This window comes from Pseudomonas sp. DC3200b2 (assembly GCF_049895785.1).
Lineage (GTDB): Bacteria > Pseudomonadota > Gammaproteobacteria > Pseudomonadales > Pseudomonadaceae > Aquipseudomonas > Aquipseudomonas massiliensis.
Genome location: NZ_JAFCTA010000003.1, coordinates 61,133 through 85,087 on the forward strand (window position 1 = coordinate 61,133; position 23,955 = coordinate 85,087).

A 23,955-nucleotide genomic window follows, 5' to 3' on the forward strand; every position below is an offset into this window, starting at 1 on the left:
GTGATTGAAGCCGACCGCCTTATTTCCGCCAGCGGGCGCGACCGTGAAGAACAGCAGGACCGCGCGATCCGCCCGCTCAAGCTCGCCGAGTACATTGGCCAGCCTGTGGTGCGGGAACAGATGGAACTGTTCATCCAGGCCGCGCGCGGACGGTCGGAGTCCCTGGACCACACCCTTATCTTCGGTCCGCCGGGGCTGGGCAAGACGACCCTGGCCAACATCATCGCCGAGGAGATGGGCGTTTCCATCAAGAGTACTTCCGGGCCTGTGCTCGAGCGGCCTGGTGACCTGGCGGCCATGCTGACCAACCTCGAACCCCATGATGTGCTTTTCATCGACGAGATCCATAGGCTGTCGCCTATCGTGGAGGAAGTGCTCTATCCGGCCATGGAAGACTTCCAGCTGGATATCATGATCGGCGAGGGGCCGGCGGCGCGGTCCATCAAGCTGGACCTGCCTCCCTTCACGCTGGTAGGCGCCACCACCCGCGCCGGCATGCTGACCAACCCCCTGCGGGACCGTTTCGGGATCGTCCAGCGCCTGGAGTTCTACAGCGACGCGGACCTGGCCACCATCGTCGGCCGCTCAGGTCGTATCCTGGGCCTGAACATCGACCCTGACGGCGCCTTCGAGATCGCCCGGCGCGCCCGTGGCACGCCACGTATCGCCAATCGTCTCCTGCGTCGGGTCAGAGACTACGCCCAAGTGCGTGGCAAGGGCGAAATCAGCAAGGCGGTGGCGGACCTGGCCCTGAACATGCTCGACGTGGATGAGCGGGGCTTCGATCACCAGGACCGTCGCCTGCTGCTGACCATGATCGAGAAGTTCGACGGCGGCCCCGTCGGCGTGGACAACCTGGCCGCCGCCATCAGTGAGGAGCGTCATACCATCGAGGATGTGCTCGAGCCTTACCTGATCCAGCAGGGCTACATCATGCGTACGCCCCGTGGGCGCGTGGTGACCCGGCATGCCTACCTGCATTTCGGGCTCAACCGCGCCGAGCGTTCCGAACCGGGCTTCGAGGACGAGAACCCATGAAAGGGCTCGGCGGCGCTGATCGAATCGGCGATTCCATGGTCCTAGGGGCAGATGTGACGGTTGCTTTGTCCAGGGCCTCCAAGTCATTGAAAAAACAATTGCCAGGCCGGATTGGCAACCCAGGGAGTTCGCACTAGAGTATGCGCGCGCAAAACGGGCTTGCGCCGTTCGTTCATCGTTGTCGCGTGTACTACGAGGACACCGATGCCGGCGGCATCGTTTATTACGTCAACTACCTCAAGTTCATGGAACGGGCACGCACCGAGCGTCTGCGCGAGCTGGGCTATGTGCAATCCGTGCTGGCGGCGGAAAACCTGCTGTTCGTCGTTCATTCCAGCGAGGCCCGCTACCACGAGCCGGCGCGACTGGACGACGAATTGCACGTCAGCGCCCAGGTGTGCGAACTGAACCGCGCCAGCCTGCGCTTCGTGCAGCAGGTCAGGCGGGCATCGGACGATCGCCTGCTGTGCGAGGGCCGGTTCCTGGTGGCGTGCGTGCGCGCCGACGATTTCAAACCCCGAGCCATTCCACCCGCCATGCGCGCGGCATTCGCCGAAGACGATGGCTTGGGTACAACTAAAGAGCAGGAGAACCAGCGTGGAAGCTAACGCCGTCGACCATACCTCCATGTGGAGCCTGGTCAGTAACGCCAGTATCGTCGTTCAACTGGTGATGCTGATCCTGGTGGCCGCTTCGGTCACCTCGTGGGTCATCATCTTTCAGCGCAGCAACCTGATCAGGGCGGGACGTCGCGCCCTGGATACCTTCGAGGAGCGTTTCTGGTCGGGCATCGACCTCTCCAAGCTGTATCGCCAGGCCGGTAGCAACCCGGACCCTGACTCGGGCGTGGAGCAGATCTTCCGCGCCGGCTTCAAGGAATTTTCCCGCCTGCGGCAGCAGCCGGGCGTGGACCCTGACGCGGTCATGGAGGGCGTGGGCCGGGCCATGCGCGTGGCCATCTCCCGCGAGGAGGAAAAACTGGAGCAAACCCTGCCGTTCCTGGCGACCGTGGGTTCCACCAGCCCCTATATCGGCTTGTTCGGAACGGTCTGGGGCATCATGAACTCTTTCCGCGGTCTGGCCGCGGTGCAGCAAGCCACCCTCGCCACCGTGGCGCCGGGCATCGCGGAGGCGCTGATCGCCACCGCCATCGGCCTGTTCGCCGCCATCCCGGCGGTGATCGCCTACAACCGCTTCTCGGCGCGTAGCGAAACCCTGATTGGCCGCTACTACACCTTCGCCGACGAGTTCCAGGCGATCCTGCACCGCAAAGTGCACACCAGCGAAGAGTAAGCAGGTATTTCCCATGGCTCGAGTTCGGCAAAAACGCAAGCCGGTGGCCGAGATGAACGTAGTGCCCTACATCGACGTGATGCTGGTGCTGCTGGTCATCTTCATGGTCACCGCTCCCATGCTCAACCAGGGGGTGAAGGTCGACCTGCCCAAGGTGTCCAGCGAGGCCCTGCCCCAGGACAACAACACCCAGGTGCTGACCATCTCCATCAAGGCGGACAAGACCTACTACTGGAACCTGGGCAGCGAGGTCGATACCGACAAGCAGATGGCCAAGGCCAACACCTTGCCCCAGATGACCCAGGCCGTGACCGCGATCATCAACCAGGGCAATGCCAACGGCAAGAAGACCCAGGTGTTCATCCGGGGCGACAAGTCGGTCGACTATGGCGCCGTCATGGGTGCCATGGGTGGGCTGCAGAAGGCCGGTGTCGGTAACGTCGGCCTGATCACCGAGGCCCCGTGATGCGACATCGAGAGCATTCCGCCTCGGAAAACTACTTCTGGCCCACCGTATGGGCCGTCGCGCTGCATGCGCTCATCTTCGGCATGCTGTTCGTCAGCTTCGCCATGACGCCGGAACTGCCTCCGGCCAAGCCTATCGTCCAGGCGACCCTCTACCAGCTCAAGTCCAAGAGCCAGGCCACCACCCAGACCAACCAGAAGCTTGCGGGCGAGGCGAAGAAATCCGCCGCGCGCCAGACCGAAGTCGAGCAGATGGAAACCAAGAAGGTGGAGCAGGAGGAAATAAAGGCGGCGGAACAAAAGAAAGCCGAGGCCGCTCAAAAAGCCGAAGCCGCCCGCCAGGCCGACGAAGCCAAGAAAGCCGAGGCCGCCGCCAAGGCCGCTGAAGCCGCCAAGGCCGCGGAAGCGGCGAAGGCTGCCGAAGCCGCCAAGGCCGCCGAGGCGAAGAAGGCCGAGCAGGCCGAGATCGCCAAGAAGAAGGCCGCGGAAGAAGCGAAGAAAGAGGCTGAGGAAGAGGCCAAGAAGCAGGCTGCCGAGGAGGCCAAGAAGAAAGCCGCCGCCGATGCCGCCAAGGCTGCCGAGGAAGCCAAGAAAAAAGCCGCGGATGATGCCAAGGCCAAGGCCGCCGAGGAAGCCAAGGCCAAGGCTGCGGAAGAGGCCAAGAAAAAGGCCGCCGCCGATGCCGCGAAGAAGAAGGCCCAGGAAGCTGCCCGCAAGGCTGCCGAGGACAAGAAAGCCCAGGCGCTGGCGGACCTGCTGTCCGACACGCCCCAGCGGCAGCAGGCGCTGGCCGATGAACAGGGAGACGAGGTCGCTGGCAATTTCGATGACCTGATTCGTTCGCGCGCCGCCGAGGGTTGGGCACGACCACCATCGGCGCGCAAGGGCATGACGGTTGTGCTGCAGATCAACATGCTGCCCGATGGCACCATCACCAACGTCAGCGTGGCGAAGTCCAGTGGGGACGCTCCTTATGACAGCTCCGCGGTGGCGGCGGTGAAGAACATTGGTAGGTTGACGGAAATGCAGGGCATGAAACCCAGCGACTTCAACCAGTACCGCTCCTTCAAAATGACATTCACACCTGAGGATCTTGCGTTGTGATTAATCTTCTTCGAGGCCTGCTTGTCGTGCTCTGTTGCGCGGCGGGCCTGGCCCAGGCCGACGAAAAAAACATCATGGTCACCAGCGGCACCGACCGGGCGACGCCCATCGCCGTGGTGCCCTTCGGGTACCAGGGGGGTGCGCTGCCCGACGACATGGCGCAGATCATCGGCGACGACCTGCGCAACTCCGGCTACTACGCACCCATTCCACGGCAGAACATGATCAGCCTGCCGTCCCAGCCCAGCGAAGTGATCTTCCGCGACTGGAAAGCCCTGGGCGCCCAGTACCTGATGGTGGGCAGCATCGTGCCCGCTGGCGGCCGCCTTCAGGTGCAATACACCTTGTTCAACGTGGCCACGGAACAGCAGGTCAGCACCGGTAGCGTGAGCGGCGGGGTAGACCAGCTGCGCGACATGGCGCACTACATCGCCGACCAGTCGTTCGAGAAGCTCACCGGCATCAAGGGCGCCTTTTCCACTCGCATGCTCTACGTCACCGCCGAGCGTCTAGGTGGCAACAACGTGCGCTACACCCTGCAGCGCTCGGACTACGACGGCGCACGCGCGGTGACCCTGCTGCAGTCCCGTGAGCCGATCCTGTCGCCGCGCTACGCGCCCGATGGCAAGCGCATCGCCTACGTTTCCTTCGAGCAGAAGCGTCCGCGCATCTTCATTCAATACGTGGACACCGGCCGTCGTGAGCAATTGACCAACTTCGAAGGCCTGAACGGCGCGCCGGCGTTCTCTCCGGACGGCAATCGCCTCGCGTTCGTACTGTCCAAGGATGGTAATCCGGAAATCTACGTGATGGACCTGGGCAGCCGTGGCCTGACCCGAGTGACCAACAGCCCGGCCATCGACACCGAACCTTTCTGGGGCAAGGATGGCTCTACGCTGTACTTCACGTCCGACCGGGGTGGCAAGCCACAGATCTACAAGACCAGCGTGGGTAGCGGCAATGCCGAGCGGGTGACCTTCGTTGGCAACTACAACGCGAACCCGAAACTGTCGGCGGATGAAAAGACGCTGGTGATGATCCATCGGCAGGACGGCTTCACCAATTTCAAGGTGGCTTCCCAGGACCTCATCCGTGGTAACGTCAAGATCCTCACGGACTCCAGTCTTGATGAGTCGCCCACTGTTGCGCCCAACGGCACCATGGTAATCTACGCCACCCGCTCGCAGGGCCGGGGAGTCTTGATGCTCGTGTCGCTAAATGGCCGCGTGAGGCTCCCGCTTCCTACCGCTCAAGGCGAAGTCAGAGAACCGTCCTGGTCCCCTTACCTGAACTGACGCGGCGCACAACGTTACACTTAACACACTGGGGTTCATTAGGAGTTTCACGATGGAAATGCTGAAGTTTGGTAAATTCGCTGCGCTGGCCCTGGCCATGGCCGTGGCTGTAGGTTGCTCCTCCAAGGGCGGTGACAACGCTGGTGAAGGCGCTGGCGCCGGCGCCGTAGACCCGAACGCTGGCTACGGTGCAAACACCGGTGCCGTCGACGGCAGCCTGAGCGACGAAGCCGCTCTGCGCGCTATCACCACCTTCTACTTCGAATACGACAGCTCCGACCTGAAGCCGGAAGCCATGCGTGCCCTGGACGTCCACGCCAAGGACCTGAAAGCCAGCGGTGCTCGCGTCGTTCTGGAAGGTAACACCGACGAGCGCGGTACCCGCGAATACAACATGGCGCTGGGTGAGCGTCGTGCCAAGGCCGTTCAGCGTTACCTGGTTCTGCAGGGCGTTTCTCCTGCTCAGCTGGAAATCGTTTCCTACGGTGAAGAGCGTCCAGTCGCTACCGGCAACGACGAGCAGTCCTGGGCTCAAAACCGTCGCGTCGAACTGCGTAAGTAATTCGTCATGCGAGCGTGCCGTCGTGTTGTAACTGCCTTGGCGCTGTCCCTCCCGTTTTCGGCGTGGGCGGCGGTTCCCGTGGTCGATGGAAGCGGTGCCGGTAGCGGTACCAGCTATCCACCCTCCGGTTATGGCACGAGCGGCGCCTACGCCGGGTCAGGAGCCTCGTCGGCTCCTGTCTCGGCGCAGGGCGAGCTGTTCATGCAATTGCAGCAAATGCAGGAAGACATCGCTCGGCTTCGCGGCCAGCTTGAAGTCCAGCAGAACCAGATCCAGCAGATGAAACAGGAAGCATTGGATCGCTACCAGGACCTCGACCGTCGAATTGGCACGGGTGCTCCTGTACAACAATCGGCCCCGGCCGACGCTTCCCAGATTCCCGCCACTGGCGGCGCCCCAGGCGCCGACATGGCTCCGGCCGATCAGCCAGCCGCCAACGCTGAGCCAGCGGACCCGGCCAAGGAAAAGCTCTATTACGATGCTGCCTTCGACCTGATCAAGGCGAAGGATTTCGACAAGGCAAGCCAGGCATTTTCGGCTTTCCTGCGCAAATACCCCAATAGCCAGTACGCCGGCAACGCGCAGTACTGGCTGGGCGAGGTCAACCTGGCCAAAGGCGACCTTCAGGGCGCGGGCCAGGCCTTTGCCAAGGTCAGCCAGCTCTACCCCAAGCACCCGAAGGTGCCTGACGCCATGTACAAACTGGCCGATGTGGAGCGTCGGCTGGGCCATACCGATCGGGTGAAGCCGATCCTGCAGCAGGTGGTCAGCCAGTTCCCGGGTACCGCGGCGGCGCAATTGGCGCAGCGAGATCTGCAGCGGCTCTGAGCCACCTTTGCACCGCTTGTGAATGAACCCGCGCATGCCGCGGGTTTTTTCGCTAGAATCTGCGCCCTTTATCAACGACCTTCGTTCGCCCGGCCCCGCCGGTGGGCGCGGGTGCTAGCGGAGGCGGGTGGCCTGTTTAGCTGCCACGCCCGTGGCGATCATGTCTGACACTCTACGCATTACCGAAATCTTCCACTCGCTGCAGGGGGAGACACGGACCGCGGGCCTGCCCACGGTTTTCGTACGGCTCACCGGCTGTCCGCTGCGCTGCCAATACTGTGACAGCGCCTACGCCTTCAGTGGTGGAACGCTCATGACCCTGGACAGCATCCTGTCGCAGGTAGCGGCGTTGCGCCCGCGCTTTGTCTGCGTGACAGGCGGCGAGCCCCTGGCGCAGCCTAACGCCATCCCTTTGCTGCAACGGCTCTGCGACGCGGGCTATGACGTATCCCTGGAAACGAGCGGGGCCCTGGATATTTCTGCTACCGATACGCGAGTGAGTCGGGTAGTGGACTTGAAGACGCCCGGCTCCAAGGAATCTCACCGCAATCGCTACGAGAACATGGCGCTGTTGACCAGGAACGACCAAGTCAAATTCGTGATCTGTTCCCGAGAGGATTATGACTGGGCCGTTTCCAAGATGATCGAATACAACCTGGGCGAGCGGGCCGGGGAAGTGCTGTTCTCGCCTAGCCATCATGACATCAGCGCGACAGCCCTTGCCGACTGGATAGTGGCGGATAACCTGCCGGTGCGCTTCCAGTTGCAGTTGCATAAGTTGCTGTGGAACGACGAGCCAGGCCGCTGAGCCAATTGCTGACCTAGGAGAAGCATTCGTGTCTGAAAAGAAAGCCGTTATCCTGCTGTCCGGTGGCCTGGACTCTGCCACAGTGGTGGCCATGGCTCGCGCCGAGGGCTACGCTTGCTACACCATGAGCTTCGATTATGGCCAGCGTCACCGCGCTGAGCTCCAGGCCGCGGCGCGGGTCGCCAAGGACCTGGGCGCCGTGGCGCACAAGGTCATCGGGCTCGATCTGGATGGCATGGGTGGTTCGGCATTGACCGATACCAGCATCGATGTACCTGAAGCGCCCACCGAAGGCATTCCCGTAACCTATGTTCCCGCGCGCAACACGGTATTTCTGTCCCTGGCGCTTGGCTGGGCCGAGGTAATCGGTGCCCGCGATATCTTCATCGGAGTGAATGCCGTCGACTATTCAGGTTACCCGGATTGCCGTCCCGAATTTGTCGAAGCTTTCGAGCGTCTGGCCAACCTTGCCACCAAGGCGGGCGTGGAAGGGCAGGGCTTCAGAATCCAGGCGCCGCTGCAGAACATGAGCAAGGCGCAGATCGTGCGCAGGGGCATTGCCGAGGGTGTTGACTATAGCCTTACCGTGTCGTGCTACCAGGCCGATGAAGACGGGCACGCCTGTGGCAAGTGTGACAGTTGCCGCTTGCGTGCTGAAGGTTTCGCCGCCGCCGGTGTGGCCGACCCTACCCGCTACCAGTAAAGTTTTTCCCAGCGGGGGTTGATTACTGCTTAGAAATCAGTATGATGCGCACCACCAAGCGGGTCGTTAGCTCAGTTGGTAGAGCAGTTGGCTTTTAACCAATTGGTCGTAGGTTCGAATCCTACACGACCCACCATATTCAAAGGCACCGCCAAGGCGGTGCCTTTTCTTTTTCCGCGATTCAAGTTCATCCCGGCAAGCCCGATAAAGAGTTGCCCATGCCCGTTGCCGAGCAAGCACGTGGCGGGCAATGCCCAGGCCGCCGTGGTTGAATGTCATGCAAATCGCCCCTCTACCTTTGAATGAAGCAGCGCGTCTACAGATGCTGCATCGTCTCGAACTTCTGGATACGCCGGCCGAAGAACGGTTCGACCGCGCCACCCGAGTGCTGGCCCAATTGCTGCAAGTCCCTATCGCCCTGGTATCGCTGGTCGATGACAAGCGCCAGTGGTTCAAGTCCAGGATCGGCCTGGAAATGTGCCAGACCGGCCGGGACCTAGCCTTCTGCGCACATGCATTGCATGCGTCCTCCATCCTGATCGTAGAGGACGCACTGCTGGACCCTCGCTTCGCTGACAACCCTCTGGTTACAGGCGCGCCGAATGTGCGCTTTTACGCCGGAGTGCCGCTGGTTTGCGAAGGTGACCTGGTACTGGGCACGCTTTGCGCGATTGACACCCAGCCTCGCCAGTTGAGTGAAGGGGAAATCAGCGCGATGATCGACCTTGCTCGAATGGTGGAACGCGATATCCGTCAGCGCTGGGTCACCCAGGAAGCGCGCCAGGTGAACGAAGATGAGCGTCGCGCTCGCTCACTGATGGAAACTCACTTCGCTACCATCTTTCAGAAGGCGGCCACAGGCAAAGCCCTGGTGGATCTGCAAGGCCGGTTCACCGAGGTCAACGCCCGTTTGTGCACGCTTACCGGGTACAGCCGCGCGGAGTTGCTCGACCGTACCTTTGCTGACATCACCTACCGCGAAGACCTCGAGGCTGGATTGAGCCTCCAGCGTGATGCCCTGGCCGGCCTGCGCGATACCTATTTCCTGGAGAAACGCTACGTACGCGCCGACGGCAGCCTGGTGTGGGTCGAGGTCAGTGTTGCCCTGGTGCGTGATGAGGTCGGCGCGCCCCTGCATTGCATCATGGATATCCTGGACATTGGCCAACGCAAGCAGGATGAAGCCTTGCTCAAGGACTACCACGCGGAGCTCGAGCGTCGAGTGTCGGTACGTACCACGGAAGTGATGAACAGCCGAGCGACTCTGCAGGCGATCACGGACAACCTGCCCATTCTGATCTCCCATGTGGATAGAAACTTGCGCTACCTGTTCCTCAATGATGTCTATCGTCAGATCTTCGGCGTGGTTCCGGCAGAATTGGTGGGTCGACCGATAAGGGATGTATTGGCGCCAGCCCTGTATGAACAGCTGGAGCCCTATTTCAAACGCGCTCTGGCTGGCGAGCGGTTGGTCAACGATCATGTGCTCTATCAGGCCGACACCAACCGCATTTGGGCTGCGAGCTATATTCCCGATATCCGCGACGGCGAGGTACAGGGTTTTTATGTGATGTCTCAGGACGTTACCGAGCGCAAGCAGGTCGAGCGTGCCTTGCGTGACAAGGCGATGCGTGATCCTTTGACCGGTTTGCCCAATCGCCGCGCCCTGAATGAAATGCTGATCGAATCAGCGGGCTCGGAGCAGTCGCGCTTCGCTGTATTCTTTCTGGACCTCGACGGCTTCAAGCAGGTCAATGACGTCCATGGCCATGACGTGGGCGACGAGTTGCTCAAGGCCGTGGCGCTGCGCTTACAGAAGACCCTGCGACGTGATGACTTCGTCTGTCGCCTGGCGGGCGATGAATTCGTACTGGTGGCGCGAGGTGTGGCTGACAGCAAAGTGGCTGAACGTATCGCCCAGAGCGTATGCGTAACCCTGGGGGCGCCTTTCCAACTTGAAGGCGCGTTGGTCAGCATTGGGGTAAGCGTGGGGGTAGCCCTGCGAGCCGGCGTGCTGGAATGCCCTGTCAGTGAGCTGCTCAGCGAAGCGGATGCCGCCATGTACGAGGTCAAGCGGCGCGGGCGCAACGGTTACAAGCTGGCGACCCCGGAAGGGGTCGCGGCGGTGTAGCCATCAACGCCGCGAAGGGTCACTGTCAGAAGACGAGCTTGAAGAGGGCGATGACCACGATCAGCCCGATCAAAAAAATGATGCCCACGGTGCCGCCGAGGAATTTCAGCATGGTCTTGCTCCTTCTCTGGTAGGTAACCGATAGACCACAGTGTCTGGCCAGGCGTTTCCTCCGATCGAAGCGGCCGCGGGAAATCGTTACTCGGCGTGAGGTGCGCCAACGAAGGTCAGGGAGGCGAAGTAGTGCTCGGTGTCCACCGGCCCGCCAGCCTTGCCCGGGATAGAGGTTTCCGCGGCCAGCACGTTCAGGCCTTCATTGCGGATGGTCACCTTCACGCGGCCCTGGGCGTCGGTTTTCTCGCCAGGCGTCCCGGGCGCGCCACGGTAATCGGCATAGACAGCCACCCCCGCAGCGGGCTTGCCAGCGGCCAGCACTCTTACCGGTAAGGCTTGGCCTGGGCGCAGGGTGCTCGGATCTACCTCGGGGACGACCACCAGCCCCCAGCTGTCCAGGGTAGGCAGTTGCTGGTAGGGCTGGTGAATGGCGAGGCTGTACTTGGTTGCCTGGATGGACTGCTTGGGGTTTTTCACCTCGGCCCGCGGCTTGTTGGCCCACTGGCCGTCGGCGGATTCGGTCCATACGCCCGCGTCCAGTTGCACAGCGGTAAAGGCCGCCGGCGTCGCTGGTTTCAGACGGGCATGATCGGCAAGCCGCTCCACGCTCAGGGGTACCGGCTTGCCTTCGGCCGTCCAGGCCCAGCCGGCCTTCACGCTGGCGGCGTCGTAGGCGTCGTCTTCAGCGCCCTCCCCGAAAACTACCTCGGTATTGCCCCGTCGCTGTTCGGTCCACAAGCCATGGGCGCTGGCGCTGGTGCAGAAGAGCAAGGCAAGGGCAAGGGTGCAGAAGCGGAAGCGGCTCATAGCGGTTTCTCGGAAAAGAAAGCAGGAGATGCTACCCAGCGGTGTCTCGTTTTGCGCGGCTCGGAATGTAACCGGATATTTAATAAATGCCGCCTTGCAAGCCCACCGGGGCTCTGCTAGCTTGAGCAATGTTAACGATGACATTCTGTACAAAAACAATAAACACAGGGTCTAACGCATGAAATTCCTTCGGCTTCGTTCCGCCCGCACGCTCTTGTCCATCGCTCTTCTGGCCACGCTTCCAGCGGCTGCGAATGCGGCGTCGGCGCCGTTGAAGATCGGTGCCTCGTTCCAGGAAATCAACAATCCCTACTTCGTGACCATGAAGGATGCGCTTACCGAAGCCACCGGCAGCATAGGCGCGAGCTTGCTGGTCACCGATGCCCGCCATGACGTGTCCAAGCAGCTCAGCGACATCGAGGACATGCTGCAAAAGGGCATCGATATCCTGGTTCTGAACCCTACGGATTCGGTCGGTGTGCAATCGGCAGTGAAAATGGCCCACGACAAGGGTGTCATAGTGGTGGCCGTGGATGCCCAGGCCGAAGGGCCGCTGGATGCCTTCGTGGGCTCCAAGAACTTCGATGCCGGTGTACAGGCATGCCAGTACCTTGGGGAGAAACTGGGGGGCAAGGGCGACGTCGGCATCCTCGATGGGATCGCGGTAGTACCTATCCTGGAGCGCGTGCGCGGCTGCAAGGAAGCGCTGGGCAAGTTCCCCGGCATCAAGGTGGTCAGCATCCAGAATGGCAAGCAGGAGCGTGACCAGGCCCTGACGGTCACTGAAAACATGCTCCAGGCCCAGCCTAGTCTCAAGGGCCTGTTCAGCGTCAATGACAACGGCTCCCTCGGTGCGCTGGCAGCCATCGAGGCCAGTGGCATGGACGTCAAGCTGGTAAGCGTCGATGGTTCTCCCGAAGCGATCAAGGAAATCCAGAAACCGGACAGCAAGTTCATCGCCACCTCCGCTCAATACCCGCGGGATCAGGTCCGCCTGGCGCTGGGCCTGGCCCTGGCGCGCAAATGGGGCTCGCAAGTGCCCAAGGTCGTGCCGGTGGACATCCTGCTGGTGGACCGCGACAAGGCCAAGACCTTCAGTTGGTAACGCCGCCGGCAAGCAAGGAGGTATGCGATGGGCAGCCTGTTGCGATTGAAGGGTATCGCCAAGCGGTATCACGGCGTGCAAGCCCTCAAGGGCATCGACCTGGCCGTGGAGCGCGGGGAAATCCATGCGTTGCTGGGTGAGAACGGGGCCGGCAAGTCGACCCTGATGAAGATCCTGGTAGGCGTGGAGCACCCCGACGCAGGCACCATCGAGTTCGATGGCCAGGCGCGACGCTTCGCTACTTACCACGAAGCCATCTCGGTGGGCATGGGCATCGTCTTTCAGGAGTTCAGCCTGATCCCCTATCTCAATGCCGTGGAGAATATCTTCCTTGGCCATGAGCAGGTCGGGCGCTTCGGTCTGCTGCGCAAGAAGGCGATGCGCGCCCGCGCCGAGGCGCTCTGTGCCCGCCTCGGGGTGATCATCGACCTGGATATTCCGGTGCATCGGCTCAGCGTGGCCCAGCAGCAGTTCGTCGAAATCGCCAAGGCCCTGGCCCTGGACGCACGCTTGCTGATCCTCGACGAGCCTACCGCTACCTTGACCCCTGGCGAGGCGGAACTGCTGTTCGATGTGATGCGCCAGCTCAAGCGCCAGGGCGTGGCCATGATCTTCATCTCCCATCACTTGGAAGAGATCTTCCAGGTGTGCGACCGCATCACTGTCTTGCGTGATGGCGCCAATGCCGGCGCGCTGGACACGGCCGACAGCGACATCGAGCGCCTGGTGGAAATGATGGTGGGCCGCAAGCTGGCCTGCAGCTTTCCGCCCAAGTCGGCAGGGCGGCGCGGCAAGGTGGTGCTGGATGTCCGGCGCCTGCGTCGCGAGCGCAAGGGGCCGAGCAACAGCTTCACCCTGCATGAAGGCGAAATCCTCGGCTTCGCCGGCCTGGTGGGCGCGGGGCGGACCGAGCTGGCCCTGGCCGTGATAGGTGCCCTGCCCAGCGTGGAGCGCGAGCTATGGTTGCATGGCGAGCCGGTCAAGGTGGCCGACCCTGCCGCTGCCCTGGCCCAGGGCATTGGCTTGCTGCCGGAAAGTCGCAAGAGCGAAGGCCTGGTACTGGATTTCAGCATCCGCGAGAACATTTCCCTGAACAATCTGGGCAAATACGAGGGGGCTGGCAGGCTGATCGACCGCCACCGCGAACACGAGAGTGTGCGCGAGCTGATGAAAGCGCTGGCCATCAAGGCACCGGGGCCGGAAAGCCGGGTGATCAACCTCAGCGGGGGAAATCAGCAAAAGGTGGTCATCGCTCGCTGGGTCAACCATCAGTGCAAGGTGCTGATCTTCGACGAGCCGACACGAGGGATCGACGTCGGCGCCAAGGCCGAGATCTATGCCCTGATGCGCAAGCTCACCGAGAAGGGCTACGCCATCATCCTCATCTCCAGCGAGCTGCCGGAAATCATCGGCATGAGCGATCGAGTAGCCGTGTTCAACAAGGGCGCCATAGTGGCAACCCTTGAAGGCGGCGCCATCAATCCCCAGGAGGTAATGCGTCATGCGACCGCAAGCCAGCGAATTGAACTCGCCCAGTGACCGTGCCGCGGCGCTCCCTGGCGCCGCGCGGCCCGACTGGGCCCGTCAGATGATCCGTTCACCGGCGTTCTATCCCTTCGTGGGGTTGCTGCTGGTGACCACTTTCATGATCTTCGCCAGCGACAATTTCCTGACCGCCGCCAACCTGGAGAATATCGTTCGTCAGGTATCGATCAATGCCATCATCGCCGTGGGCATGACTTGCGTGATATTGACCGCCGGCATCGACCTGTCCGTTGGCCCGGTAATGGCCTTGTCCGGTACCCTGAGCGCGGGCCTGCTGGTGGCCGGCATACCGGCGCCCCTGGCCATCGGCGCCGGGCTGGCCGTAGGCGCCGCCTTCGGCCTGGGCAACGGTATCCTGGTGGCCTACCTGCAGATGCCGCCGATCATCGTGACCCTGGCGACCATGGGCATCGCCCGTGGCCTGGGCCTGCTGTATACCGATGGCTATCCCATCTCCGGGCTGCCGGAATGGTTCGCCTTCTTCGGTCGCGGCAAGGTCCTGGGGGTGCAGGTCCCGATCCTGATCATGCTGGCGACCTACCTGGTGGCCTGGGTCATGCTGCAGCACACCCGCATCGGCCGCTACCTGTACGCCATCGGCGGCAATGAGGAAGCCGTGCGTCTGTCCGGCATACGCGCGGCCCGCTTCAAGCTGCTGGTGTATGCCATCAGTGGCTTCACCGCCGCCCTAGCCGGCCTGGTGTTGTCCTCACGGCTGATGAGTGGCCAACCCAATGCCGGGGCTTCCTTCGAGCTGGACGCCATTGCCGCCGTGGTCCTGGGTGGTGCCTCCATTGCTGGAGGGCGTGGGGTGATCCTTGGCACCCTGGTCGGCGCCATGCTGCTGGGCGTGCTCAACAACGGGCTGAACATGCTGGGTGTGTCCCCCTACGTCCAGAGCGTGATCAAGGGCGCGATCATTCTGCTCGCTATTTTCATCAGCCGTCAGCGCCGGCACTAAGCGCTCCCTAAGCCTTTCTCCGAGGCGGCCCTGCCAGGCCGCCGGGGTAGCTTCGTCTCCAATAAAAGGAAAACCGCCATGCAAGACACTCTCGACACCACCATGCAAGCCGTGGTTTGCCATGCGCCCAAGGACTATCGCCTGGAACAGGTCGGCAAGCCCCGGGCTCGCCCGCTGGAGCTGATCCTGCGCATCGGCGCCTGCGGTATCTGCGCCAGTGACTGTAAATGTCACTCGGGCGCGGCCATGTTCTGGGGGGGCGAGAACCCCTGGGTCAAGGCGCCGGTCATCCCCGGACATGAGTTCTTCGGCTACGTGGAGCAGGCCGGGGAGGGGGCCGAAGAGCACTTCGGGGTTAGGGTCGGCGACAAGGTCATCGCCGAGCAGATCGTCCCGTGCGAGAAGTGCCGGTTCTGCAAGGGTGGCCAATACTGGATGTGCGAGGTCCACAACATCTTCGGCTTCCAGCGCGAGGTCGCCGACGGCGGCATGGCTCAGTACATGCGCATTCCCCGTACAGCCATCGTGCATCGCATTCCGGACGCCATCGCGCTGGAGGATTGCGCCCTCATTGAACCCATGGCCTGTGCCATCCATACGGTAAACCGCGGCGACGTTCAGCTCGACGATGTGCTGGTGATCGCCGGGGCCGGCACCCTCGGTCTGTGCATGGTACAGGTGGCGCGCCTGAAGACGCCGCGCAAGCTGGTAGTGATCGACATGGTGGACGAGCGCCTGGAACTGGCTCGTCAATTCGGCGCCGACGTGGTCATCAATCCGGGGCGAGAGGATGCCAAGGCGGTGGTCGCGGGGCTTACCGGCGGTTACGGCTGTGATGTCTACATCGAAACCACGGGGGTGCCGGTAGGGGTGACCCAGGGCCTGGACCTGATCCGCAAGCTGGGGCGCTTCGTGGAGTTCAGTGTGTTCGGCGCCGAAACCAGTGCCGACTGGTCGATCATCGGCGACCGCAAGGAGCTGGATGTGCGCGGCGCTCACCTCGGGCCCTATTGCTACCCCATCGCCATCGATCTGTTCGAGCGTGGCTTGGTCACCTCCAAGGGCATCGTCACCCATAGCTATGGCCTGGAAGACTACGCCGAGGCGTTCGAGCTGGCCAACTCGACCCGCTCGATCAAAGTGTTGCTCAAGCCCGCCGGGCAGGCGTGAGGAGCGGGCCATGGCGTATGTGATCGGGGTCGATATCGGTACCCAGAGCACCAAGGCCCTGTTGGTGGACGCTCAGGGTCGGATAATCGCGCGGCATAGCCAGGGCTATCGGGTGGATACGCCCCGCTCGGGGTGGGCCGAGCAATGGCCAGGCGTCTGGCTGGACGCCGTGTTCGCCTGTGTCGCCGCCTGCACAGCCGAGGCGGCCCTGGCCCCGACGCAGATCAAGGCGCTCTGTATCAGCAGCTTGTATGGCGGCTCCGGGATACCGGTGAACGCCGCCATGGAGCCGCTGCATCCGTGCCTGATCTGGATGGATCGCAGGGCCGAGGCCCAGGCAGCCCAGGTCAAGGCCGAACAGGATCTGGAACAGCTGCGGGCTATCACCGGCAATGGCGTGGACAGCTACTACGGCTTCACCAAGATGCTGTGGCTCAAGCAACAGCGGCCTGATATCTGGAAGAGCACGCGCTGGCTGCTGCCTCCGAACAGTTACATCAACTGGGTGCTGACGGGTGAGCTGGCCATCGACCATAGCAGCGCGGGCAACCTCGGCGGCGTCTACGACCTGGATGGCCGCTGTTGGTCGCGGTCTCTGCTCGAGGCGCTGGGCCTAGACGCTCGGCTGATGCCGGAGCGCCTGCTGTATTCAGGTGAAGTGGTGGGTGGCCTGCTGGCTGAACCCGCGGCCCGCTTGGGACTGGCCCCCGCTACCCTGGTATTGGCTGGAGGAGTGGATGCGGCCATGGCCACCTTCGCGGCGGGAGCGACCCGCCCTGGCAAGCATGTGGCCATGCTGGGGACCAGCATGTGTTGGGGGCACCTGAACGCTCGCGCCGATGCGCGTCACGGCCTCGTCAGCTTTCCCCATGTGTACCGGGGCGACCGGGACCTCTACAGCTTCGGTGGGGCACTGACAGCCGGTGCCTCGGTCAGCTGGTTTCGCGGCCTTTTCACTGGGCAGGACGACTACGGGCCTGGCATCGAGGCAGAGTCTCACGCGGCCTTCGAGCATCTGGCCACGACAGTTTCACCAGGCAGCGACGGCCTGCTGTTCCTGCCCTACCTGATGGGCGAGCGTAGCCCCATCTGGGACGCCAGGGCCAGCGGAGCCTTCATCGGCCTGGGCTTGCGGCATGGCAAGGGCCAGCTCTACCGCGCGGTGCTTGAAGGGGTGAGCTACGCCCTGCGTCATAACATCGAAGCGGGCCGCCAGGCGGTGCACACCTTGGACGACACCCTGGTGGTAGTGGGCGGTGCCAGTCAGTCCGACCTGTGGATGCAGATCATCGCCGATATCACTGGGTTCTCCGTGCTGACCATCGAGCAGGAGGTAGAGGCCGCCTACGGCGCGGCCTTGCTCGCCGCCTACGCCACAGGCTTGCAGACAGCCGAGCAGGTTGAACGAGGCTGGGTACGCCTGCGACGCCGGGCTGTCCCGGAACCTGCCAGGCAGGAACGCTATGAGCGTGGCTTCCAAGCCTATTGCCAGTGCTACCCGGCACTGAAACCGATCTTTCACCAGCTGCGGGATATGGACGATGCCTGACGTAAAGTTTGATTTTCAGGGCCAGCAGGTGCTGGTGACCGGCGGTACCAGCGGAATCGGTCTGGAAGTGACCCGGCAGCTGTTGGCGTCCGAAGCTCAGGTACACGTGTTCGGACGCGATCACCAGGTGCTGGCGCGCCTGAGCGAGGAAGGCGCGACAACCTATGAAGTAGACCTGGCCGATCCCGAAGCCATTCTGCGGGCATGCGGCCGGCTACCACCACTGGATGGGCTGGTCAACTGTGCGGGCATCGCCTCGCTGCAATCGGCGGTAGCCCTGGACGCGGCCGCCTTCGATCAGGTGATGGCCGTGAACGTACGTGCCGCGGCGCTGGTGGCGGGGCAGGTGGCCAAGGGCATGATCGCCGCCGGCATAGCGGGAAGCATCGTCAATGTATCCAGCCAGGCTTCCCTGGTCGGGCTCGACGATCACCTGAGCTATTGCGCTTCGAAGGCAGCCATGGACGCCATGACCCGGGTGCAATGCGGTGAGTGGGGACGGTATGGCATCCGGGTCAATGCGGTAAACCCGACAGTCACCTTGACGCCCATGGCTGTCCAGGTATGGAGCGAGCCGGCCAAGCGGGCTCCGATGCTGGCGGCCATCCCCCTGGGGCGTTTCGCCGAGCCACAGGAAGTGGCGCTGCCGGTGCTGTTCCTGCTCGGTACAGCCGCCTCGATGATCAGCGGTGTCTGCCTGCCTGTGGATGGGGGTTATACCAGCCGCTGAAACCAGGCGAAGCCTAAGCGTTCACCAGCTCACCGACCACCACCTCTCGGGCCCGTGGCCGCAGCGGGTCACGGATGCGCTCCAGTAGCAGGCGCATGGCCGTGGTACCGGCCCAGGTACCGTTATGAGCCACACAGGGTACCGGGAACTCGAAGATATCCGCGAACGGCAGGCGGTCAATACCACAGATGGCCAGGTCACTGCGATGAACGCCTCGCTCGCGCAGCGCCTTGAGCGCGCCTAGGGTGATCAGCTGGTTGAAGCCGAACAGCGCGTCGGGCAAGGGGTGATCGCGCAGGTAGGCCAGGGTCGCCTGGTAGGCTGGCTCGAGGGTGTAGTCGCCGGCCAGCACGTCCAGCTGAACCGGGTGCCCAGCGTTGGCCAGAGCGGTCTTCACCCCTTGCAGACGGTCATGGCTGATCCTGGAACCCGCCGGACCGGTCAGCACCAGCAACCTTTCAAGCCCTTGGGCCTTATCCAGCAGGTACTGAGCGCCTTTCAGGCCGCTATGGTAATTGTCCAGGACCACCTGGCTGAAAGGCGCGTCGGCCAGGGCCCGGTCCAACTGCACCACCGGCAGCTCGCTGTTAAGCAAGCGCCCCAGGTAGCCGGGCTGGTAGCCGGGTTCATCGGAAACCGGTGACAGGATGATGCCGGCGACGCGATAGCCCAGCAGGGTCTCGATGGCTTTCTCTTCTACGTCCGCCAAGCCATCGGTATCGATCAGCATGATGGTGTAGCCGTGCTGTTTGGCCTCCCGGGAAATGGCCTTGATCATCTCACTGTAGAAAGGGTTGTCCACCGAGGCGGTGACCACGCCGACGATCATGCTTTCGCTGCGCTTGAGGCTGCGGGCGAAGGCGTTGGGCACGTAATTCAGCTCCCGCGCGGCGGCCAGGATGCGTTCCAGGGTATCAGGCTTGACCAGGTGAGGCTTGTTGAAGGCCCGAGACACGGTGATGGTGGTGACATTGACCCGGCGAGCCACATCGGTGATGGTCGCGGAAGCCTTTTTGCTCATGAGTCCCAGTGCCCTGATGATCCCTGTCGATGGCTCATGATCCGCACATCGATGCCAGGCCGCAACCCACGGCAGGTTTCGCCAGGGTCAGTCTCCAACGCTGGGCTCCGCGCGCGGGGAAAAAAACCGGAACCCCTGCGCCCTTGTTCCGTCTGAAGGAAAGATGATGCGCGCTTGGCGCGTCTGCCTGTCATTCACGAAAAGGACGATCCGTATGAACAACACGCTCAAAGCCGGCATCTGTGGCGCATTCCTTCTGCTGGGCGCTCACACCGCGTTCGCGGCCGATGCCGAGGACTTCGTCGATGACGCCTCTGCCAAAGGCATCGCGGAAATCGAAGCTGGTAAATCCGCGCTGCAGAAAAGTCAGTCCCAGGACGTGAAAACTTTTGCCCAGATGATGATCGATGATCACACCAAGGCGAACGAAAAGCTCAAGTCCATCGCTACCCAGAAGAAGCTTGAAGTCGCCTCCGACGCAGAGCTGATGGACAAGGCCAAGAAGATGATCCTGGATATTCGTGACGAGTCCTTCGATCGCTCCTACGCCAACAACCAGGTCAAGGCTCACGAGCAGACCATCGAGATCTTCAAGAAAGAAGCCAACGAAGGCAAAGATGCTGACCTCAAGGCCTTCGCCAAGGAAACCCTGCCTAAGCTCGAAGCGCACCTGCAAGCTGCCAAGAAGCTGGCCGCTGCCCATGGTGGCGACGCCAAGTAAGCTTCATCCACTGGCCGGGCAATGCTCGGCCAGCTCCCTTCAGGCTCGGTTCAGAGCCACTCCTGCACTGCCCCCACCAACAGTTTCACATTCAAGACCACGATGACGGCGCAGATCAGCCAGGCCACGACGGCCAATCCCCGTCCGGCCACGAGCGAGCCCATCTTGTTACGGTCAGTGACGAAGCGCACCAGCGGGATCACCGCCATGGGCAGCTGCATCGACAGGATTACCTGACTGAAGACCAGCAGCTGGGAAGTGCCTCGCTCCCCATAAAGCGCGGTCACCACCACCACGGGCACCACTGCGATGCCGCGGGTAATCAGGCGCCGTGCCCAATCCGGAATACGCAGGTGCAGGAAGCCTTCCATCACGATCTGTCCCGCCAGGGTAGCGGTGACCGTGGAATTGACTCCCGAAGCCAGCAGCGCAACGGCGAACAGGGTCGAGGCGATGCCGATGCCCAACATGGGCGAGAGCAGCTCATGGGCCTTTTCGATATCGACCACATCCGTTCGCCCGCCCGCATGGAACACCGCCGCGGCGGTAATCAGAATGGCTGCGTTCACGAACAATGCCAGGCTCAGAGCGATGGTGCTGTCCGTCACGGCCCAGCGCAGGCCAAGGCGCTTGCCGGCTTCAGTGCGTTCGTAAGCGCGGGTCTGCACGATGGAAGAATGCAGGTAGAGGTTGTGCGGCATCACCGTCGCCCCGATGATTCCAATCGCCAGATAGAGCGCTGCCGGGTTGGTGACGATCTCGGCCTTGGGCACGAACCCTTGGAGGATGTCTGCAATGACGGGTTGTGACATCACCATTTGCGCGCCGAAGCAAACGAAAATCAGGGTGAGCAGGGCCACTACGAACGCCTCCAGCCAGCGGAAGCCTCGGTTCATCAACAGCAGGATCAGGAACACATCCGCCGCGCACAGGATGGCCCCCCAGATCAGCGGTATATCGAACAGAAGCTTCAAGGCAATAGCAGTGCCTATCACTTCGGCCAAGTCACAGGCGATGATCGCCAGTTCGCAGGCCAGCCAGAGGAAAATACGCACTGGGCGGCTGTAATGGGCCCGGCAGGCCTGGGCCAGGTCCATGCCGGTGGCGATGCCCAGGCGGGCGGCCAGGGCCTGGAGTACGATTGCCATCAGGTTGGACAACAATATGACCGACAGCAACAGGTAGCCGAATTGCGAGCCGCCGGCCAGGTCCGTGGCCCAGTTGCCCGGATCCATGTAACCCACGGCCACCATATAGCCGGGGCCGGCGAAAGCCAGGAGGCGGCGAAGCCAACTGCCTGTCTGCGGCACCCTTACGCTGGAGTTGAGCGCGCCCAGACTGGGCTGCGCGCCTACGCCAAAGCGGCTGAGCAAGGCCGGTTCGCCATCATCGGCTCGGAAATTCGGTCGGTCTTCGGGCTCCGCCACGGTTTTGCTCCACAAGATAGGAAAAAGCACTGGACGTCGCGTCACAGAGCACCCAGCCCTGCCTCGGAAGCGTTCAGGGTGCAACAGTGGCGGTAAGCGGCCAGGTCTGTCAAAGGCTCCGGGCAAACGCCACTGGCCAGCGCCGGGGCGAGGCAGCAGGTGTGAGAACCTCCAGAGTACTGGTATCAGAGCTTCAGAAATGGCCAGCGTTCAAGCGCCGTGCGTCGTACACGACGATACGTACAAAAGACTGACGCTTTCGAAGGGCAAGCGCAACGTTGCAAGTAACTCCCTAATCCATATGGACGTTTCGTTTTCAATACGATCTAGTTGGATGTTTCCTGTCAACCGTTTGTCAGCTTGCTTCGGAGAATATAAAAACTAATTCAGTAGACTTGCTTCCATAACTATGTAGCGACCCACATCCAGGAGGATATCGCCATGGCAGCAAAAAGTAAGAATGCGGGTAACTTTGCGAACAACCCCGCGCGCGCGGCGGAAGCCGGCCGCAAGGGGGGCAGTGTGTCTGGTGGCAATTTCGCCAACGACCCGGGCAGGGCAGCCGAAGCGGGTCGCAAGGGAGGCCGTCGCAGCCATCGCGGCGCGGCCAAGACCAGTACCACCACAGCATCAAGCTGAACGCGAAGCTTTAGCTTGATTGTACAAACGCCTGAACTTGCACAACATCTACCTAGGCGATGTTGCTGGAAGTTCAGGCGTTTGCATTAGTGGCGAATCTGCTGGTGCTTCAAGCAGGGTCTTCCTTCGATATTTAAAATGCCCGTTTTTTATTTATTTAATACTCCAATATTTCGAAGTCTCTGACCGTTCGGCGCTTCTTCGCAACTGCCAGCCACTTTAGGCATTCCAAGCTTGTGCAATCTCTCTTATAAGGGGTACAGCATGACCAATCATCACAAACCAACCTATGGCGCTTCCGACCAGGACAAATCTGGCCATGGCCGAGGCGCGCCTGCCCCGGTAGACGTGAAGACCGATCGTGCGGAAAAGGCGCGGATTGGTGGCCAGCACAGCAATGGCGGGAACCGTCGGCGCGGTGAAGGCTGATCGAATCAGCACGGGAAGGCCGAGTAGGCGACGGTCTTCCCGGCCGACGAATGGTATCGGAGATGGCTCGACTGCCCTCACTGATCGGTGGCGGATACAAGGGGTATAGAACTATCTTGTAGGTATCGGCTTTTACAAGGAGGTCGGTCAATGCAGCAGTTGACCAATGTAGTGGCCTTGCGGCCCCCGCAGGAAGCGGGGGATGAAGGTATCAACAAGGTTTTGCGGGCGTTGCGCACGCATTTGGACATGGACGTTGCCTTCGTTTCCCGCTTTCGCGAGAAGGATCGCGTTTTCACCCATGTGGACGCTCGCGCGGTTGCGCCGCTCAAGCCAGGCGACGTTTTGCCTCTGGAAGCGGGCTATTGCAAGAAGGTCGTCGATGGCCTGCTTCCCGAACTGATCCCCAATACGGCTCAGGTGCCCATGGCCATGAGCATTCCTGAAACCCGCGCCTTGCCTATCGGAGCGCACCTGAGCGTTCCTGTTCATCTGAGCGATGGGCAAGTCTACGGCACCCTTTGCTGCTTTTCCGCCCAGGCCGACACGACGCTTGGACAGCGCGACCTAGGCATGCTCAAGGTGTTCGCCGAGCTGATCGCCGACCGTTTGGAAATGGACCAGCACGCCAAGGAAGAGCGCTTGCGCAAGCACCGGATAATCTGCGCCGCCCTGGCCCAGGCCCAGCCCAATGTCGTCTACCAACCCATCGTCAGCCTGGGCGACGGCACCATCACGGGCTGGGAAGCCTTGTCCAGATTCAGTTCGCAACCCAAGCGAAGCCCGGACCTATGGTTCCAGGAGGCGGCGGAGGCCGGCCTGGGGCTTGAGATGGAAGTGAGGGCGGTGGAAAAGGCCCTTGAAGGGCTTGGCCAGCTCCCTGCCTCGCAGTACCTGACGCTCAATTGCTCCCCAGCGCTGCTCCTGTCGGGGCGCCTGGCCAAGGTCATCAGTGGCCATGACCCTGCCAGGCTGGTGCTGGAGCTTACCGAGCATTGCGTGGTGTCCGACTACGACGCACTGAGCAATGCCTTGGTACCCTATCGCACGGCCGGAGTGCGTCTGGCCATCGACGACGCCGGGGCCGGGTATGCCAGCATGCGTCATATCCTGCAACTGCGACCTGACATCATCAAGCTAGACATGGCCCTGACCCAGGGCATCGAGCACGACGCACAACGGCGGGCCATGGCTTCGGCCCTGATCGCCTTCGCCCGGGAAACCGACACCAGTGTCGTCGCCGAAGGTGTGGAAACCACAGCCGACCTGCTCACGTTGCGCCGTCTGGGCGCACATAGAGTGCAGGGCTACCTGACCGGCCGTCCGATGCCCCTGGTGCTTGCGGCCAACTGGCAGGTGCCGCGCCTGGCGGAGCTGTTCGAGCCGCCTCCCGGCTGATCGCGGCACCCGAAGCGGTAAGATGGCTTTTGCCGGGCCGCCTTTCGGTATAGCCTGCGCGCGCCTGTACAACTGCCAGCGAGCCCAACGCTGGTGGGTGTATAGTGCTCAT

General features: G+C 62.2%; 23 protein-coding genes, 1 tRNA gene and 1 pseudogene. 22 read left to right on the forward strand and 3 right to left on the reverse strand.

Features of this window, described 5'->3' with window-relative positions:
* From ruvB to ACP691_RS09730, 12 genes are all read left to right on the forward strand, one after another.
* A complete protein-coding gene (gene ruvB, locus ACP691_RS09675) occupies positions 1 to 1,038 on the forward strand; it encodes a Holliday junction branch migration DNA helicase RuvB (RefSeq protein ID WP_052469218.1) in 1,038 nt (345 codons plus the stop codon).
* Positions 1,039 to 1,178: 140 nt separating this feature from the next.
* Positions 1,179 to 1,646 carry a tol-pal system-associated acyl-CoA thioesterase gene (gene ybgC / locus ACP691_RS09680; RefSeq protein WP_426149277.1) on the forward strand — a complete coding sequence of 156 codons (468 nt, stop codon included), beginning with the start codon at positions 1,179 to 1,181 and terminating at the stop codon, positions 1,644 to 1,646.
* Positions 1,636 to 2,331, forward strand: coding sequence for a protein TolQ (gene tolQ, locus ACP691_RS09685; RefSeq protein WP_040261067.1), 696 nt, complete (start codon positions 1,636 to 1,638; stop codon positions 2,329 to 2,331). The genes ybgC and tolQ overlap by 11 nt, the downstream gene beginning before the upstream one ends.
* Before the next feature lie 13 nt (positions 2,332 to 2,344).
* Positions 2,345 to 2,797, forward strand: a complete 453-nt coding sequence (tolR, locus tag ACP691_RS09690; protein ID WP_040261066.1) for a protein TolR — start codon at positions 2,345 to 2,347, stop codon at positions 2,795 to 2,797.
* Entirely contained in the window at positions 2,797 to 3,900 is a 1,104-nt protein-coding gene (gene tolA / locus ACP691_RS09695) for a cell envelope integrity protein TolA (protein WP_040261064.1), read from the forward strand. Before tolR ends, tolA begins: the two co-directional genes overlap by 1 nt.
* The gene (gene tolB / locus ACP691_RS09700) at positions 3,897 to 5,195 is read left to right on the forward strand and encodes a Tol-Pal system beta propeller repeat protein TolB (RefSeq protein WP_426149278.1); all 1,299 of its coding nucleotides are present in this window, start codon (positions 3,897 to 3,899) and stop codon (positions 5,193 to 5,195) included. Before tolA ends, tolB begins: the two co-directional genes overlap by 4 nt.
* Before the next feature lie 52 nt (positions 5,196 to 5,247).
* Positions 5,248 to 5,757, forward strand: a complete 510-nt coding sequence (pal, locus tag ACP691_RS09705) for a peptidoglycan-associated lipoprotein Pal (protein ID WP_040261062.1) — start codon at positions 5,248 to 5,250, stop codon at positions 5,755 to 5,757.
* Positions 5,758 to 5,763: 6 nt separating this feature from the next.
* A complete protein-coding gene (ybgF, locus tag ACP691_RS09710) occupies positions 5,764 to 6,585 on the forward strand; it encodes a tol-pal system protein YbgF (RefSeq protein WP_426149279.1) in 822 nt (273 codons plus the stop codon).
* A 160-nt stretch (positions 6,586 to 6,745) separates the two neighbouring features.
* Positions 6,746 to 7,393, forward strand: a complete 648-nt coding sequence (gene queE, locus ACP691_RS09715) for a 7-carboxy-7-deazaguanine synthase QueE (protein WP_426149280.1) — start codon at positions 6,746 to 6,748, stop codon at positions 7,391 to 7,393.
* 28 nt (positions 7,394 to 7,421) lie between these two features.
* A complete protein-coding gene (gene queC, locus ACP691_RS09720) occupies positions 7,422 to 8,096 on the forward strand; it encodes a 7-cyano-7-deazaguanine synthase QueC (RefSeq protein ID WP_426149281.1) in 675 nt (224 codons plus the stop codon).
* Between the two features lie 60 nt (positions 8,097 to 8,156).
* Positions 8,157 to 8,232, forward strand: a tRNA-Lys gene (locus ACP691_RS09725).
* Positions 8,233 to 8,373: 141 nt separating this feature from the next.
* Positions 8,374 to 10,227, forward strand: a complete 1,854-nt coding sequence (locus ACP691_RS09730) for a PAS domain S-box protein (RefSeq protein ID WP_426149282.1) — start codon at positions 8,374 to 8,376, stop codon at positions 10,225 to 10,227.
* Between the two features lie 198 nt (positions 10,228 to 10,425).
* Here ACP691_RS09730 and ACP691_RS09735 read toward each other — a convergent pair whose 3' ends face one another.
* Complete coding sequence (locus tag ACP691_RS09735; RefSeq protein ID WP_426149283.1) at positions 10,426 to 11,148, reverse strand: DUF4198 domain-containing protein; 723 nt, start codon at positions 11,146 to 11,148, stop codon at positions 10,426 to 10,428.
* 178 nt (positions 11,149 to 11,326) lie between these two features.
* Here ACP691_RS09735 and ACP691_RS09740 point away from each other — a divergent pair, with 178 nt between their 5' ends.
* The 6 genes from ACP691_RS09740 (at position 11,327) to ACP691_RS09765 (ending at position 18,208) form a co-directional block, all read left to right on the forward strand.
* Positions 11,327 to 12,253: an ABC transporter substrate-binding protein gene (locus ACP691_RS09740; RefSeq protein ID WP_426149284.1), complete on the forward strand. Its 927-nt coding sequence runs from the start codon at positions 11,327 to 11,329 to the stop codon at positions 12,251 to 12,253.
* Positions 12,254 to 12,280: 27 nt separating this feature from the next.
* Positions 12,281 to 13,792, forward strand: a complete 1,512-nt coding sequence (locus tag ACP691_RS09745) for a sugar ABC transporter ATP-binding protein (protein WP_426149285.1) — start codon at positions 12,281 to 12,283, stop codon at positions 13,790 to 13,792.
* Between the two features lie 49 nt (positions 13,793 to 13,841).
* Entirely contained in the window at positions 13,842 to 14,759 is a 918-nt protein-coding gene (locus ACP691_RS09750) for an ABC transporter permease (protein ID WP_426149698.1), read from the forward strand.
* A 78-nt stretch (positions 14,760 to 14,837) separates the two neighbouring features.
* Positions 14,838 to 15,929, forward strand: coding sequence for a zinc-binding dehydrogenase (locus ACP691_RS09755; protein WP_426149286.1), 1,092 nt, complete (start codon positions 14,838 to 14,840; stop codon positions 15,927 to 15,929).
* A gap of 10 nt (positions 15,930 to 15,939) precedes the next feature.
* Complete coding sequence (locus ACP691_RS09760; protein WP_426149287.1) at positions 15,940 to 17,478, forward strand: FGGY-family carbohydrate kinase; 1,539 nt, start codon at positions 15,940 to 15,942, stop codon at positions 17,476 to 17,478.
* Positions 17,471 to 18,208: an SDR family oxidoreductase gene (locus tag ACP691_RS09765; protein ID WP_426149288.1), complete on the forward strand. Its 738-nt coding sequence runs from the start codon at positions 17,471 to 17,473 to the stop codon at positions 18,206 to 18,208. The genes ACP691_RS09760 and ACP691_RS09765 overlap by 8 nt, the downstream gene beginning before the upstream one ends.
* A 13-nt stretch (positions 18,209 to 18,221) precedes the next feature.
* Here ACP691_RS09765 and ACP691_RS09770 read toward each other — a convergent pair whose 3' ends face one another.
* Positions 18,222 to 19,229 carry a LacI family DNA-binding transcriptional regulator gene (locus tag ACP691_RS09770; protein WP_426149289.1) on the reverse strand — a complete coding sequence of 336 codons (1,008 nt, stop codon included), beginning with the start codon at positions 19,227 to 19,229 and terminating at the stop codon, positions 18,222 to 18,224.
* A 214-nt stretch (positions 19,230 to 19,443) separates the two neighbouring features.
* On the opposite strand from ACP691_RS09770, the gene ACP691_RS09775 reads away from it, so the two are divergent.
* On the forward strand, positions 19,444 to 19,950 hold the full coding sequence (locus ACP691_RS09775; RefSeq protein ID WP_040261049.1) for a DUF4142 domain-containing protein: 507 nt from the start codon (positions 19,444 to 19,446) through the stop codon (positions 19,948 to 19,950).
* Positions 19,951 to 20,000: 50 nt separating this feature from the next.
* Here the strand turns inward: ACP691_RS09775 and ACP691_RS09780 are convergent, their stop codons facing one another.
* Positions 20,001 to 21,323 (reverse strand): Nramp family divalent metal transporter, encoded by a 1,323-nt coding sequence (locus ACP691_RS09780; protein WP_426149699.1) that lies wholly within the window; start codon positions 21,321 to 21,323, stop codon positions 20,001 to 20,003.
* A 516-nt stretch (positions 21,324 to 21,839) separates the two neighbouring features.
* Between ACP691_RS09780 and ACP691_RS09785 the strand changes: the two are divergent.
* The 3 genes and pseudogenes from ACP691_RS09785 to ACP691_RS09795 form a co-directional block, all read left to right on the forward strand.
* A pseudogene (locus ACP691_RS09785) lies at positions 21,840 to 21,971 on the forward strand (general stress protein); the annotation flags it as partial.
* Between the two features lie 309 nt (positions 21,972 to 22,280).
* Entirely contained in the window at positions 22,281 to 22,445 is a 165-nt protein-coding gene (locus ACP691_RS09790; protein WP_426149290.1) for a hypothetical protein, read from the forward strand.
* 150 nt (positions 22,446 to 22,595) lie between these two features.
* Positions 22,596 to 23,843 (forward strand): sensor domain-containing phosphodiesterase, encoded by a 1,248-nt coding sequence (locus ACP691_RS09795; RefSeq protein ID WP_426149291.1) that lies wholly within the window; start codon positions 22,596 to 22,598, stop codon positions 23,841 to 23,843.
* Positions 23,844 to 23,955: the final 112 nt, after the last annotated feature.